Genomic DNA, 15,071 nt, shown 5'->3' with positions numbered 1-15,071 from the left:
TCCGTGCTCGGCACAGCCAAGGTCAGGGTCGCGGTCGAAGCCGGCATTCGCCAGGGCTGGGACCGGTTCATCGGCTCGGACGGCATCTTCGTCGGCATGAAGGGTTTCGGTGCTTCCGGCCCCTACAAGGAACTCTACAAATATTTCGGAATTACGGCGGAGGAGATTGCCAAAGGGGCAATGGACGCGCTTTGAGGCGCGTCCAAAGATCATGGTTTAGCTCCCCAACAGCGTCTTCTTCGCGCCATTGGCCTTGCGAGTGCGGTAGCCGGCCCAAAGCCGAATGGCAATCGCCGCGAAAAGAATGACCATGTAGGGCCAGTACATGGCTGGCACGTGGACGGCGCGGCGTCCAAAGTTCACCACAAAGAACAGAGCCAGAAACCACGCACCGGTCTTGTGGATGATCTGCCATGCCCTGGGTCCGGCCATCGAAGCGGCCCACGGGAAGGATGTCAGCGTCATCACCAGAATAATGGCATAGCCGGTACCGCCGGCCCAGAACGACGCCGGCGTGGTCAGGTCATCGAACAGCTGCGGGTTCAAGCGCCAGAGCGCGAAGAGTGCGGCGGCATGCACCGCATGCGAAAAGGCAAATGCGAGGCCAAAGTAGCGGCGATTGTTGCGGAGCCAGAGGGTGGCCGGCGAGCGCGCAAGGGTCAGCAGGCTCGATGCGGTGAAGGCAAATACGAAAAGGATCATCGAGGTTCGCGCGGTCAGTCGGATGACCATGCGGGTGGCTTCGGTTGGCGTCGGCGACAGGGCCACTACAAGGATACACAGGATTGCGACGGTCAGGCCAAGGCAAACGCCCGTTTGCCAATGTCCGGTCGTCCGGGCTTCTTCATGCTGTATCGTCTGCATTGTGAACTCCAATGTTATCGGTGATAACATCAAGTTAGTTTGCGATTGTGGATTTTGTCAAGAAATGTTTTCAGTGCTTACATTGAATCAAAAGAGAGGCTATCGTCGCGTCATGACGAACGAGCCGAAAATCCAAAGAAGCTACCATCATGGAAATCTGGTCGAAGAACTCATTAGCGCGACGATCAGACTGATCGAACAGAAGGGTTTTGAGGCTGTCTCCGTTCGCGAAGTCGCCAAAGCCGCAGGCGTTTCGTCTGCTGCGCCGTTTCGCCACTTTGCCAACAAGACGGCGCTGATGACCGCCGTTGCTGAACAGGCAATGGCACGATTGACCGGTTCGGTGGAGGCGGAACTCGCCGCCGCAGACCTGAGCGATCCCGTGGAGGGTCTGCGCGCCATTGCCCGAGGTTATCTCTCCTGGGCCCTGCGCAACCCGACCCATTTCAATGTCATCGCGTCGCGCACGCTGATCGATTTCCATGGTTCCGAGCGTCTGACCGGAGAAACCGAAGCGATCCGGCTGATCATGGTCGATCTCATCGCCAAAGGACAGGCAGGCGGCCAGATTTCGTCGGATATTCCGCCGGATGCGCTGATGTTGTCGGCCCGTGCATTCATTTACGGCCTCTGCCGGATGTGGGTCGATGGTCACTTCCCGGAATGGCGGGTAACGAAGCCCGCAGACGAGGCGATGGCGCAGGCTGTCGATCTCTTCATCGACATGATCGGCAGGCGCGTTTGAGTTTGAATTAAAAACAGACGCCATCATACTTTAAATTGGTCGGGCTTTGGATTAAGAATGGTCGCATGATTGCGCAGCTGAATCCCAAGGCCATTATCGACCGCAAGGCGTTTCCTCTGGTAGAGGCCGCATTGGCAGATACCCGTGTGGTTCTGATATCGGGACCGAGGCAGGCGGGCAAGACGACCCTCGCGCGGATGTTTTCAGACAGGGATCGGCCCTATTTCACGCTGGATGATGCAAGCACCCTGAATGCTGCGAGGGAGGATCCGACCGGTTTTATCAGGGGGATCAGGCGAGCGGTCATCGACGAGGTGCAACGGGCGCCCGACCTCATGCTCGCGATCAAGGCGAGCGTGGATGAAGACGAGACGCCGGGCCGGTTTCTTCTGACCGGTTCCGCCAATCTGGCGACCATACCGGCGATTGCGGATTCCCTGGCGGGCCGCATGGCTGTCGTCCCGCTTTTGCCGTTTGCCCAGGCCGAGATCCGCTCGAGCCCGGGTCACATGCTCGATCGGCTCTTTTCGGGTGAAGAGCCTGTAATCGAAGGCGACGTCGTCCTTGGCGACGAGATGATGCGCATGGTTCTCGCCGGGGGCTATCCGGAAGTCCTGCGGCGAAGCTCGGCGGCCCGGCGCATTTCATGGCTCGAGGACTATGTCAGCCTGATCCTCGACCGCGATGTGCGCGACATTGCGAATATTGATCAGTTGGATCGGCTGCCCCGGCTCATGAACATCCTTGCCGAACATGCGGGCATGCTGATCAACAACAGCAGCTTTGGTGCGGCGCTCGGCCTGTCCGGGGTGACCACTCAGAAATATATCGCAATCCTTGAACGGCTCTTTCTGGTCAAGACTCTGGTGCCGTGGTCAAACAACCGGCTGAGCCGGCTCGTTAAAACGCCAAAACTCCATTTCATCGACACAGGTCTCCTCGCCGCCCTGCGTGAAGACGAATTCGCGCGTCTCGCCAGTGACAAGACCCGGTTTGGGTCCCTGCTTGAGAGCTTCGTTCTATCCGAACTGATGAAGCTCGCCTCCTGGTCCGAGCGGCGGATGTCCTTTTCGCACTACCGGACAAAGGATCGCGATGAAGTCGATGTCGTGATCGAGGATCGACGCGGCCGCATCATCGGTATCGAAGTCAAGGCATCCGCCACGGTCAAGGCGGATGACTTCCGGGGATTGCGCCAGCTGCAAGCCGCTGTTGGTGATCGCTTTGTGCGCGGGCTCGTCCTGCATGACCATGACCGTATCACGCCTTTTTCAGAACGCCTGCAGGCAGCGCCCCTGTCGATATTGTGGTCGATGTGAGAACGGCAGTTCCCTAACGGCCCGTCATTGAGCCCGGATGAGCGTCAAGACGCTTTATCTGCCGGTCGCTCCGCGTCGCGCTCGAGCCCGGCATGGTTGAGCGCGATGAAGGCCAGCAGGCTCGCCACTGCAAAGGTGTTGAGATTGAGAAGGGTCGCAAGGTCCTCGCTGCTCCAGACATGCAGCGGCGCGCCGATCCCATAGCGCGAGACGACGAAGACGAGGAAGACAAAGGCCGTGAGGCCGCGTTGCCACCAGAGTTCGTGCGCCCGGAAGGACAGGGCCACGAGCATGATGCAGGCCGCAAAATAGAGATCCGTCCCCGATGCCGATCCGAACAGCTTGGTCTCGAACAACGTATCGAGCGTGCCGACCACCGGCAGTGCGATCCGGGCCGCCAACGGAGAATGGCGGGCAAGGAAGGGGATCGCCAGGAAGAAGGGCGTTCCGAGCAGAGTGCCGAGTGAAGCAAACAGTCCATCGCCAGTCAGATACCAGACATAGAGCGGGTAGAATGGCTTGTTGAGAAGAATGACCCAGGCGATCGTTACAGTCGCGCGAGTCAGGGGATCGAGCGCCGGCGCCTGTTTTGCGGTGATGAACAGTTGCGCCATCAGTCTCATCCTTTCTTCTGACGATTACGTATTTCTACGACGCACGGTCCCCTTCAGTTGTCTTTCGGCTGTAAAAAATTGGAAAAAATTCGCTTGCGACGAAACTGGTCCGCCCTTTGCCGCGTACATAGCACCACAAACAAACCAACAAGCATGAGCGAGAGGGATCGATGGCAGGCAATCGGCGGATTTCGGATGGGCGCCGCCCGCGAGATTACAAAGGGGTGCCGCATGCACCAGTTTGACGAGGCGACATCCCCGGCGCTCGATCTTTCAGCAAACCGCAGGAAGATCGGCCTCGGCGGCCTTCTCCTGTCGCGGCTGATCCGAAACCTTCGTTTTGGTCGTCTGACGATCGTGTTGCCGTCCGGTGCGTCGGTGAAGCAGGCGGGTCCTGAAGCCGGACCGGAAGCGACGATCGTCATCCGGCGCTGGCGCATGGTGCGCCGTCTCCTGGCGGCTGGCGATATCGGTTTTGCCGAAGCCTTCATCGACGGCGACTGGACGACGCCGGACCTGACGTCGGTCATCCGCCTCGCTGCGCGCAATACGGAATCCCTCACGCCGGCAATAACGGGAAATGGCGTGATGCGTCTCGTCAACCGTATCGGCCATCTTTTGAACGCCAATACGAAAAAGGGCAGCCGGCGCAATATCGAAGCCCATTACGATCTTGGCAATGATTTCTATCGCGAATGGCTGGATCCGACGATGCTCTATTCGTCCGCGATCCACGACGCAGCGACCTCGGATCTCGAAAGCGCCCAGAGACAGCGTCTCGATCTGATCCGTGAAAAACTGGCGCTCCGCGGTGGCGAACGCGTACTCGAAATCGGTTGCGGCTGGGGTGCGCTCGCCGTCGATCTCGCGACGAAGGCCGATGCGCAGGTAACGGGCCTTACCCTTTCTCCCTCCCAGCTGGCCTGGGCCCGCGATGCGGCGGCAAGCGCCGGCAAGGCAGACCAGATCGATTTGCGTCTGGAAGATTACCGCGACGTTCAGGGGCTGTTCGACCGCATCGTGTCGATCGAGATGTTCGAGGCGGTCGGCCAGGCCTACTGGGCGAGCTATTTCGACACTCTGAAACGGTGCCTTGCGGCGGATGGTCGGGCCGTGCTGCAGATCATTTCGATCGAGGAAGCGCGGTTCGACGCCTATCGCGACAATGTCGATTTCATCCAGAAATTCGTCTTTCCCGGCGGGTTCCTGCCATCAGTGCCGGCGTTGCGCAAGGCAGTGGAAGCTGCCGGCCTCACGCTCGTCGATGAGCAGCGGTTCGGCAAATCCTACGCCTGGACACTCGCTGAATGGCGGGCTCGTTTCCACGCCAATTGGCCGGCCATTGCCGCCCAGGGTTTCGACGAACGGTTCCGCCGCCTGTGGCACTACTACCTTTGCTACTGCGAGGCGGGTTTCGAGGAAGGCAGCATCGATGTCGGCCTTTACACGGTTATGCATGCATAGAGCGCTTGAGAAAGGAGAACCCATGAAAGCTTTGATGTTGACGGTGGCGTTTTTCGCCTTTGGTTGCGCCGGATCCGCCCAGGCCAACGAACTTTACGGCGAGTGGGCCCGTGGTGATGGCAAGGCCCGGGTGCAGATCGCACCCTGCGGTGCCGATATCTGTGCCACCAATGTCTGGGTCAAGCCGGGCACGCCGAAGGAAGACAAGGGCGACACGCTGGTCATGTCGATCCAGCAGCAGAACGAGGGCGTCTATGCCGGCACGGCTTTCGATCCGAAGCGTGATCTCACCTACAATCTGACGGTGACGATCAACGGCGACAGGATGACCTCGCGCGGTTGCGTTATCGCAGGCCTCATCTGCCGCGGCATTGGCTGGGAACGGATCAATTGACGCAATCGCCCTCGCCTATCCATCTGGGGGTCGGTTCAGTCTGAAGGCGAAAGGGCACTGTAAGCCTTTGCTCCGCTGTCCCCATTGAACCCTTGTGAGTCTAATGCCGGAAAGCCTTGGTTTGCATGGCCCTGCGACCGTCCCAAACAGGCTTCGGTTCATCTGGGACAGCTCGCATTTGGCCGCTTTGCGCCGATTGTGGACATCTCTTGGCGGATAGCTGAAGGTTCATTCTCGACCCCATGTGGGAAGTTCCGTGACACGAGGCTGTTTCTCAAAAGCCGCCATACTTGGGCTAGTCAATGATAGCTTGGGCAGGGTCCGCAACTGGACTATGGGTTTACGACACCCCTTGGCTAAACCACTCGTTGACACACGGACAAAACGATGGTTGTTTCTGGGCCAAGCAACGCCCAGCCGAGTATCTTTTTACAAGAGAAGTTTTAGTATGATCAGCTCTCTTCACAAATTAATTGACGAACTCGAAAGTCGATCGTCAAATATTACGTCAATGGGGCTTAAAGTTAAGATTCAAGATGACCAATTGACTGGAAAGTTGATCAATCTAGCGAATCAGCCCGGAGAGCTGGACCGTATAAGTCGCTCAGTAGATGGACTAATGCAGAGTTCGGGGTTTAGCGTGATCGACGGGGAACATGTCGTTCGCAATCTTCTCACGGACCGGCATTTCTACGGCAGTTTCTGCGAACTCGGTGCCTATGATTGGCTCGAACGAAACAACGCGACCCATACGGCTCAGGTTGCTCTCGGGAGCCAAGACGTCCTCAACCCTAATGGTTGCACAATCGACGGTCAATTCACGAACTACGATGCATATTTCGACATAAAAGGCTTCGGGATGCAGGCGTATCTGATGGGCCTTTTCAAACAACGGCTGCAGCCCTTTTTGCCGGGTTTGACTATCTCGATCGACGGCCCCTTGGATGTTGCTGTGAAGGATATCGAAAAGTATGCTTTTGGAACTATCGGGCAGTTGAAAGCCAAGTTATCTGTGGGGAGCACACACCAGATAGGCGAGCTTGGGTGGTCGATTAAGGTCGCGACGCCACAGAGGGTTACTATATCCGAACACACAAGCGATCCTTATGTGTTTGCTGAGCAGAATAGATATTATCCTTTTAAGACGTCGCGCCAGTTCACGCGCAAAGCACCGTTCTTTCTAGTCTTCCCTTACTCTTCGCAGTTCAATAGCATGTTGGCATCGAATGTTTTCGACATGACAGACATCGCGCTACGGGCATTGGCCCGACGTGTCTTTATCCAACTCACTTCTGACAAAACATTACTTCACAAACATGATTCTCAAACAAGTCCGGGGCTGACAGTTGCGGATGCGGCTAAACTCGTTTCCGCTTTGCTATTTATCAATCTTGACAATGACGGAGCGTGGCTGTTTTTGAATCCGCGGGCCGAACATAAACTGACGAAATATCACATCGAACAGGTTTTTGATTTCACAATTCCAGTTCAGATGGGAATTGAGGATTTCGAGCACGACAACTACTGACTCAAGCCTCGTACGCATCCAAGGTTGGCGCTGTGACCGGGAAAATCAGGCTTGCTGCGCCGCAGATTGAGACCCTCCAGTCAGTTTCCCACTCGACTCATGCGCCTCCAGATCAGCTCTACTATGTCCGCTTTGGGCCAAAGGCTGACGTCGCTCGTTAGAGTGTCATTTCGCCCTCAGCCCTCGCCCTAACCATCGGTGGAAAGGGCGAGTGCCTGATTGTCCTTCAGGATCTTGAGCACGAAGTCTGACCGCACCTGCGCGACCTGCGGCTGGATCAGCAGCCGCTCGTGGATGAATTGCGAAAAACTGTCGAGATCTCGCATCCTGACATCGAGCACGTAATCGGCATCTCCCGAGACGGAAAAGGCCGACTGGACCTCTTCCTGCCGTTCCACCCAGCGCGAAAATTCCTTGTCGGACTCCTGGCCATGCATGCGCAGATTGACGCGGATGATGGCCCGGATGCTGAAACCCAGTTCCTTGGCATTCAAGCGGGCGTGATAGCCTTCGATCAGGCCAGCGGCCTCGAGAGCGGCCCGGCGGCGCGAGCATTGCGATGCAGAGAGATTGATCAGCTCCGATAGCTCGCCATTCGTCAATGCGCCGTTTTTCTGCAACGCCTTCATAATCCGCAGATCAAATCGGTCCGGCACCATGCTTCAGTTTCCTATGCGTTTTTCCATGCGTGCATGAAAGATGCATCGATACCGAATTTCATGCAATCTCTGCGCAAAAATTCTGTTGCGGCTTACGTCTTTGCACAGTTCGTGCCTGTGCTTGGTATTAGCCTGAGAAAGCCCGATGGCTGTCTCGCAAGGAGGAATGCGCGCAATGTCCGAAGTCACGATGCCCGTTTATCAAAGCATTGCCCGCGCCCTTCGCGATCACGGTGTCGAAACGCTGTTCGGCCTGATGGGCGACGCCAATCTCTTCATGGTCGACCATTATGCGCGCGCCTGTGGCGGCCGTTTCGTGCCCGCCGCCCATGAAGGCAGCTCGGTTCTGATGGCGCTGGCCTATGCGCATGTGTCGGGCAGGATCGGCGTCGCAACGGTAACCCACGGGCCGGCGCTCACCAATTGCGTCACGGCCCTCACCGAAGGCGCCCGAGGCAATATTCCGATGTTGCTTCTGGCGGGTGATACGCCGATTTCCAATCCCGGCCATCTGCAGAGCATCGACCAGCGCGAGGTCGTCAAGGTAACCGGTGCGGGATTCGAGCAGATGCGCTCGCCCGAACTGGCGACACAGGATGTCGCCCGGGCCTTCTTTCGTGCCAGCACCGAGAGACGGCCCATCGTCCTCAACATGCCGGCGGATTTCATGTGGATCGAGACCGCGCACAGGCCCGTTGTCAGCAATGCCTTTCATACGCCGGCCTTCGTGCCGGAAGGGGCGGAACTGGACAATGCCATCGGCATCATTGCCGCCGCTCGCCGCCCGCTCATTCTCGCCGGCGGCGGTGCAAGCCGCGCCCGCGACCCGTTGATCCGTCTTGCGAACCGTCTTGAGGCACCGCTCGCCACGACCCTGAAGGCGAAGGGCCTGTTCAACGGCCATCCCTACAATGCCGACATTTTCGGAACGCTCAGCACGCCGGCCACTTATGAGTTGATCGACAGATCCGATTGCATCCTCTGTTTCGGCACCGGTCTTCTGGATTTCACCACCGACCGGGGCGCGCTGCTCAAGGGCAAACGCGTGATCCAGGTCGATGTCGATGCGCGGGTGATCGGCAGAACCCATCGCCCGGATGCGGCGCTGATCGCCGATGCCGGTTTGACAGCGGATAACATTGTCCATTGGCTGGATCAGGCCGAAATTCCGGCAAGCGGCTTTACCCGCGAACTGGAGGTTTCGGCACTGACCATCCACCCCGCGCCCGCGTCCAAGGGGCCGGCGCAAGGCTGCGTCGACTATATCCATGCGCTTGAGGCGCTCGAGTTGGCGCTGCCGAAGGATCGCGTTCTCGTCACCGATGGCGGCCGCTTCATGACCGAAGTCTGGTGCCGGATCTCCGCACCCGATCCCGACAGTTTCGTGGTGACCGCCAATTTCGGCTCGATCGGCCTTGGCCTGCCGGAGGCGATCGGTGCCGGCCTTGCCGCGCCCGACCGTCCCGTCGTGCTGTTCACCGGCGATGGCGGCTTCATGATGGGTGGCATCAACGAATTCAACACCGCCGGCCGGCTCGGGCTCGATCTGATCGTCATCGTCTGCAATGATGCCGCCTATGGCGCAGAACATATCCAGTTCATCGATCGCAAGATGGATCCCGGCCTCACTCAGTTCGATTGGCCATCGATGGCCGCAGTGGCCACCGCCCTCGGTGGCGAGGGAATGACCGTGCGCTCCGTCGAGGATCTGGATCTGGCGCTTGCGGCCATTGCGAAACGCAGCCGGCCACTCCTGATCGAATTGTGCCTCGATCCGCGTGACGTTCCCCGCATGCGGGCGTGAGACGCAAAGCGCCCGGGACGAGCCCGAGCGCTTCAGATTGAGCGGAGATTCTTTTCAGACGATACCGCCCGAACCGCCGGCAATCGCCGGACGTTCGGATGCGACCCGGGCGCGATAGCCGCTCGCCCGATAGGTGGCGACGGGATCGATGGCGCCGCCGGTGCGAAGCCTTGCTTCGGCGAGAATCGGCTCGACATCGGTGCGGTAGGCCCGCTTCAGGGTTTCCGTCGCCATCAGGGCATCATTGGAGTCCTGGTAGAGGTCGAGGGCCGAACGATCGACCAGCAGGGCCTGGGCATAGGCACGGCGGATTTCGTTGGCGCTCGAGATCAGGCTCTCGATCGGATCGGTGACATTGTGGCTCTGGTCGATCATGTGCGCCGGATGGAAGCCACCTGCATTCCTCCGCTCGGCATCGACCAGCTCGTTGAAGACGAGGAACAGCCGATAGGGCTCGACCGAACCGGCATCGAGATCGTCATCGCCATATTTGGAATCGTTGAAATGGAAGCCGCCGAGTTTGCCGAACTGGATCAGGCGCGCGACGATCATTTCGATATTGGTATTGGGCGCATGATGGCCGAGATCGACCAGGCAATAGGCCTTTTCACCGAGCGTATTGGCAATGAGATAATTGGTTCCCCAATCCTGCACGACGGTGGAATAGAAGGCCGGCTCATACATCTTGTGCTCGGTGAAGAGCCGCCAATCGTCCGGCAGCGCCTTGTAGATCTCAGCAAGCGAAGCGAGATAGCGCTCGAATTGGCGGGTGAAATGGCTCTGGCCCGGGAAATTCGAACCATCGCCGATCCATACCGTCAGCGCTTTCGAGCCAAGCGCACGGCCGATTTCGATGCATTCGAGATTGTGTTCGACTGCCTGTGCCCGTGTTGCGGCATCCACATGGCTGAGGGAACCGAACTTGTAGGAATGGGCCTGGCCCGGCGCATCCGAGAAGGTGTTGGAATTCATGGCATCGAAGCCGAGGCCCAGCGCATCGCCCTTGGCCTTCAGTTCCTTCGCATCCGCCTTGTCCCACGGAATATGCAGCGACACGGTGGGCGTTGCGCGCGTCAGCTGATGGATGACGGAGCAATCGTCGAGCTTGTCGAAGATATGGCGCGGTTCGCCAGCGCCCGGGAACCGGGCAAAACGCGTACCGCCGGTGCCCACGCCCCAGGAGGGAACGGCAACGGCAAATTCAGCGACTTTCGTGGTGATCGTATCGATATCGACGCCATTGCGCGCAAGCCTGTCGCCGAGAGCGGCATAATCGGCAGCCTGTGCCGCTGCCCGCTTTTCATTTTCCTGAGCGATCACATCGCCTGAAATCTTCTGTTCGGTCATTCCATCCTCCCGAAGTGCCACCTGCTGCGTGCTCTCCCCCAGCAGCCGGGCATGATAATACGAAAGCCTGCCGCCGGTCTTGGGAGACCCCGGCGGCAGGCAGATCCCGGACCCCTGTCAGCGCGGAAAGCTCTGCGCGTTGCCGGCATCGACATTGATGATGTTGCCGGTCGACTTGGCCGAGAGATCGGAGGCGAGGAAATAGATGGCTTCGGCAATGTCTTCCGGGAAGACATTCAGCTTCAGCATCGAACGCTTGCGATAATGTTCCTCGAGATCCGTGACTTCGATCTTGGAAGATGCTGCCCGCTGTTCGCGCCATTCGCCGGTCCAGATCTTCGAACCGCGCAGCACGGCATCGGGATTGACCGTATTGACACGGATGCCGGCATCCGCACCCTCGAGGGCCAGGCAGCGCGCCAGATGGATTTCCGCAGCCTTTGCCGTGCAATAGGCCGAGGCATTGGGCGAAGAGGCAAGACCGTTCTTCGATGCGACGAAGACGATGTTGCCGCCCAGGCCCTGGCGACGGAACAATTTGAAGGCTTCACGCGACACCAGGAAATAGCCGGTGGCGAGAATGTCGATATTCTTGTTCCACATCGCAAGCGTTGTGTCTTCGACCGGCGCGGACGATGCAATGCCGGCGTTGGAGACGAGAATGTCGACGCCGCCGAATTCGAGGCAGGCTTCAGCGAAGGTCGACACGACCGCATCCTCACGCGTCACATCGAGCGTGACGGCGCGAACGGCATCGCCGCTGTAACGTTTGGCGAAATCGGCCAGCGTATCGGCAAGGGCGGCGGCATCGATATCGGCGAGCACCACGCAGGCGCCTTCCGACATCAGCCTTTCGGCCGTCGCCCGGCCGATGCCGCCAGCGCCACCGGTTACGAAGGCCACGCGGCCGGCCAGGCTCTTCGGCTTCGGCATCCGCTGCAGCTTGGCCTCTTCGAGCAGCCAGTATTCGATATCGAAGGCTTCCTGTTCCGGCAGGCCCTGATATTCCGAAACGGTGGAGGCCCCGCGCATCACATTGATCGCGTTGACATAGAATTCGCCCGCGATCCGGGCGGTCGCCTTGTCCTTGGCGAAGGACAGCATTCCGACGCCGGGAACCAGGAAGATGACCGGGTTCGGGTCGCGCATCTTCGGCGAATTGTCGTGCTTGCAGGCTTCGTAATAGCGCGTGTAATCGGCGCGATAGGCTTCAAGCGCCTGGTCTAGGCCGGCAATTGCCTTGTCGACATCCGGATTGGCCGGATCGAAATCGATGATCAGAGGCCTGATCTTCGTGCGCAGGAAATGGTCCGGGCACGAGGTGCCGAGCTGCCCAAGCGGGCCAACTTCCTTCGAATTGACGAATTCGAGAACGGCATCCTGATCGTCGAAATGGCCGAGCTTGCGTTCGGCCTTGCCGATACGGCCGCGGATTTCAGGCATCAGGCGGGCGGCAATTGTGCGGCGGTCGTCTGCCGGCAGGCTGTTAACGGCGGCGCCGCCGAAGATCACCTTGCCCTCGGTCTGTTCGGCAAACCAGGCGATTGCCTTGTTGATGATCTCGAGTGTCAGAAGATAGCAATCCTTGGCATCGTCGGCCCAGGTGAAGAGCCCGTGGCTTTCAAGCACCACGCCCTTGGCAGCCGGATTGGCCTTGACGAAGGCTTCGAGATCGAGGCCGAGCTGGAAGCCGGGCCTGCGCCAGGGAATCCAGCCGATATCCGTGCCGAAGATCTCTGCGGTCAGTTCGCGGGAGTTTTTCGCCGCGGCAATCGCGATGATCGCATCCGGATGCATATGGTCGACATGGGCGAAGGGAACGAACCCGTGCAGGGGCGTGTCGATCGAGGCCGCGCGCGGATTGAGGTTGAAGGTGCAGTGCGGCAGAAAGCCGACCATGCGGTCTTCGTCATGCACTCCCTTGTAGAGGCCCTTCAGCGCCTCGAGCTTGTCCATGTAGAGGGTGGCGAAACCATCAAGCTTGATCGTGCCGACATCGCCGCCCGATCCCTTGACCCACATAACGCGCACCATCTCGCCGGTGAGCGGATCCTTTTCCATCACCTTGGCGGAGGTATTGCCGCCGCCATAATTGGTGATGCGCTTGTCGGCACCAAGGAGGTTGGAACGGTAGAGCAGCTTGCCGGGCTCATCGAGCGTGGCAGCGTGGGAATCATCCCAACGGTTTTCGAGAAGGCGGGGCTGGCCCGTCATTTTATCCTCCCTGGCTTTCAAATCATGATCCAGGCACGCGGCGCGGATCATCTCCTTATGACCAGCTTATGGCGCATCGACGGAGCAAGTGTCAATCAAATTCGATCACAAAAAATCATTGTGCGCTGCAATATTATCTTTTTTGATCGTTTGTGATTGACAGATTAAAAGTAATGCGAATAAATCACGCTCAGGAGGAGCCCAATGCACGAACGTGAACGCCATCGCATCATTTTGAGCGCTATCCAGGAAAAGCCCGTCGTGACGGTGCAGGATATCGCTGAATTGACCGAGGCATCCGAAGCAACCATTCGCCGCGACATCGCCACCCTGCATGTTCAGGGCAAGCTCCGGCGTGTGCGTGGCGGTGCAGAGGCGATCCATCCGCCGCAACTGGGCGCGCTTGCGGCGCGACCGTTCCGGGTATCCGAATCAGTCAATATCGATCGTAAACGCGCAATTGCGCGCCGCGCGGTCGAACTTTGCGACGAAGGCGATTCGATCATCATCAACGGCGGCACCACCACTTTCCAGATGGTGCACTATATGTCGGCCCGCCGGCTGCAGGTGATGACCAATTCCTTCGCGATCGCCGAACATCTGGTCAAACATTCGAAATGCACGGTCAGCGTACCGGGTGGCGCAATCTACCGCGACCAGAGCCTGATCCTGTCGCCGTTCGAAAACGACGCGATCCGAAATTTCTACGCAAGACGCATCTTCATTGGCGCCCAGGGCATCACGGCACTCGGGGTCATGGAATCCGATGCGCTTGTGATCCAGAGCGAGCAGAAGCTCGTCCGCCAGGCCGAAGAGCTGATCGTCATGGTCGACTCGTCGAAGTTTTCCAAACGGTCGAGTCTGATCCTGTGCCCGCTCGACAAGGTTTCGACGATCATCACCGACGATGCCATCACCGACGAAGCGGCCGAAATGGTCACCGACGCCGGCATCAAACTAATCACGGTCAAGCCGATGGCTTCGTCCGAGAAGGAGGATTCCACCTCGGCCGCATAACATGAGGAGCGACCGGGGGGAGTGTAACAGTCTTATCAACAGTGGGAGGAAGACGAATGAAACTGACCAAGACACTCTTTGCCGGTGTGGCGCTTGCCTTTGCCGTCATGACAACTGCAGCCTCGGCCGCCGACATCAAGATCGCGCTCGTGGTCAAGTCGCTCGGCAACGGCTTCTTCGAAGCTGCCGACAAGGGCGCCCAGGAAGCGGCCAAGGAGCTGGGTGGCGTTGAAGTCATCTATACCGGTCCGACGACCACGACTGCCGAAGGCCAGATCGAAGTGATCAATTCGTTGATCGCACAGGGCGTCGATGCCATCGCGATCTCCGCCAACGATCCGGATGCCGTCGTTCCGGCGCTCAAGAAGGCCGCGCAACGCGGCATCAAGGTCATCTCCTGGGATTCCGGTGTTGCTGCCGAAGGCCGCATCATGCATCTGAACCCCTCGTCCAACGAACTGATCGGCCGCATGTGCCTGCAGCTCGCCAAGGACCATCTGCCGGATGGCAAGGGTGATTTCGCGATCCTTTCTGCAACCACCACCTCGACCAACCAGAATATCTGGATCGACGAGATGAAGAAGCAGCTCAAGGATTTCCCGGGCCTCAACCTCGTGACGACCGTCTATGGGGACGATCTTGCCGACAAGAGCTATCGTGAAGCCCAGGGCCTCCTCACCTCGCAGCCGAACGTCAAGGTCATCGTTGCCCCGACGACGGTGGGCGTGCTTGCCGCTTCGCAGGCGGTGAAGGATGCCGGCAAAATCGGCGAAGTCTATGTCACCGGCCTTGGCCTTCCGTCCGAAATGGCGGGCGCGATCAAGTCCGGCGCGACGAAGGAATTCGCGATCTGGAACCCGATCGATCTCGGCTACTCGGCCACGCAGATCGCCTATCGTCTCGTCAAGGGTGAGACCGATGGCGCTCCGGGTTCGGAAATCGAAGCGGGTCGCATGGGCAAGATCAAGGTCGGCGACAATGGCGAAGCGGCGATGTCCGATCCCTTCGTCTACGATGCGTCCAACATCGACCAGTTCTCCAAGATCTTCTGATCCTTAAAGCCATGGTGCCCGGCGGCTCAGCCGCCGGGTCTTTTCATTTT

14 protein-coding genes are annotated in these 15,071 nt (G+C 58.8%); 9 read left to right on the top strand and 5 right to left on the bottom strand.

Translation table 11 applies throughout. The annotated features are described in order from the left end of the window. Positions 1-195 (top strand): transketolase-like TK C-terminal-containing protein (locus Q4481_RS22010; RefSeq protein ID WP_304378564.1); only part of this gene is annotated, 195 nt, incomplete at its 5' end. A 21-nt stretch (positions 196-216) separates the two neighbouring features. On the opposite strand, the gene Q4481_RS22005 is transcribed toward Q4481_RS22010, so the two are convergent. Continuing rightward, complete coding sequence (locus tag Q4481_RS22005; protein WP_304378563.1) at positions 217-864, bottom strand: ferric reductase-like transmembrane domain-containing protein; 648 nt, start codon at positions 862-864, stop codon at positions 217-219. Positions 865-946: 82 nt separating this feature from the next. Here Q4481_RS22005 and Q4481_RS22000 point away from each other — a divergent pair, with 82 nt between their 5' ends. Then, positions 947-1,609 (top strand): TetR/AcrR family transcriptional regulator, encoded by a 663-nt coding sequence (locus Q4481_RS22000; RefSeq protein ID WP_304378562.1) that lies wholly within the window; start codon positions 947-949, stop codon positions 1,607-1,609. Between the two features lie 65 nt (positions 1,610-1,674). Next, the gene (locus Q4481_RS21995) at positions 1,675-2,928 is read left to right on the top strand and encodes an ATP-binding protein (protein WP_304378561.1); all 1,254 of its coding nucleotides are present in this window, start codon (positions 1,675-1,677) and stop codon (positions 2,926-2,928) included. Positions 2,929-2,972: 44 nt separating this feature from the next. On the opposite strand, the gene Q4481_RS21990 is transcribed toward Q4481_RS21995, so the two are convergent. Further along, positions 2,973-3,542: a hypothetical protein gene (locus Q4481_RS21990; RefSeq protein WP_304378560.1), complete on the bottom strand. Its 570-nt coding sequence runs from the start codon at positions 3,540-3,542 to the stop codon at positions 2,973-2,975. Between the two features lie 231 nt (positions 3,543-3,773). Here Q4481_RS21990 and Q4481_RS21985 point away from each other — a divergent pair, with 231 nt between their 5' ends. The 3 genes from Q4481_RS21985 (at position 3,774) to Q4481_RS21975 (ending at position 6,928) form a co-directional block, all read left to right on the top strand. Next, a complete protein-coding gene (locus Q4481_RS21985) occupies positions 3,774-5,006 on the top strand; it encodes an SAM-dependent methyltransferase (RefSeq protein WP_304378559.1) in 1,233 nt (410 codons plus the stop codon). A gap of 22 nt (positions 5,007-5,028) precedes the next feature. Continuing rightward, complete coding sequence (locus Q4481_RS21980) at positions 5,029-5,400, top strand: DUF2147 domain-containing protein (RefSeq protein ID WP_304378558.1); 372 nt, start codon at positions 5,029-5,031, stop codon at positions 5,398-5,400. A gap of 448 nt (positions 5,401-5,848) precedes the next feature. After that, positions 5,849-6,928 (top strand): hypothetical protein, encoded by a 1,080-nt coding sequence (locus Q4481_RS21975; RefSeq protein WP_304378557.1) that lies wholly within the window; start codon positions 5,849-5,851, stop codon positions 6,926-6,928. Positions 6,929-7,116: 188 nt separating this feature from the next. Here the strand turns inward: Q4481_RS21975 and Q4481_RS21970 are convergent, their stop codons facing one another. Further along, positions 7,117-7,587 carry an Lrp/AsnC family transcriptional regulator gene (locus tag Q4481_RS21970; protein WP_304378556.1) on the bottom strand — a complete coding sequence of 157 codons (471 nt, stop codon included), beginning with the start codon at positions 7,585-7,587 and terminating at the stop codon, positions 7,117-7,119. A 175-nt stretch (positions 7,588-7,762) separates the two neighbouring features. Between Q4481_RS21970 and Q4481_RS21965 the strand changes: the two genes are divergently transcribed. Beyond that, positions 7,763-9,391, top strand: a complete 1,629-nt coding sequence (locus tag Q4481_RS21965; protein WP_304378555.1) for a thiamine pyrophosphate-binding protein — start codon at positions 7,763-7,765, stop codon at positions 9,389-9,391. Between the two features lie 54 nt (positions 9,392-9,445). Here the strand turns inward: Q4481_RS21965 and rhaI are convergent, their stop codons facing one another. Then, positions 9,446-10,738, bottom strand: a complete 1,293-nt coding sequence (gene rhaI / locus Q4481_RS21960) for an L-rhamnose catabolism isomerase (RefSeq protein ID WP_304378554.1) — start codon at positions 10,736-10,738, stop codon at positions 9,446-9,448. A gap of 117 nt (positions 10,739-10,855) precedes the next feature. Next, the gene (locus tag Q4481_RS21955; protein WP_304378553.1) at positions 10,856-12,952 is read right to left on the bottom strand and encodes a bifunctional rhamnulose-1-phosphate aldolase/short-chain dehydrogenase; all 2,097 of its coding nucleotides are present in this window, start codon (positions 12,950-12,952) and stop codon (positions 10,856-10,858) included. Positions 12,953-13,156: 204 nt separating this feature from the next. Between Q4481_RS21955 and Q4481_RS21950 the strand changes: the two genes are divergently transcribed. Together Q4481_RS21950 and rhaS are read left to right on the top strand one after the other, a co-directional pair. Beyond that, positions 13,157-13,969: a DeoR/GlpR family DNA-binding transcription regulator gene (locus Q4481_RS21950; RefSeq protein WP_304378552.1), complete on the top strand. Its 813-nt coding sequence runs from the start codon at positions 13,157-13,159 to the stop codon at positions 13,967-13,969. Between the two features lie 56 nt (positions 13,970-14,025). Beyond that, positions 14,026-15,021, top strand: a complete 996-nt coding sequence (rhaS, locus tag Q4481_RS21945; protein WP_304378551.1) for a rhamnose ABC transporter substrate-binding protein — start codon at positions 14,026-14,028, stop codon at positions 15,019-15,021. The last annotated feature ends 50 nt before the right edge of the window (positions 15,022-15,071 follow it).

It is taken from the genome of Fluviirhizobium alvei (genome assembly GCF_030551875.1).
GTDB lineage: Bacteria > Pseudomonadota > Alphaproteobacteria > Rhizobiales > Rhizobiaceae > Rhizobium_E > Rhizobium_E alvei.
The sequence above is the reverse complement of the archived record's forward strand: the minus strand, read 5'-3'. Positions and strand labels throughout refer to the sequence as shown.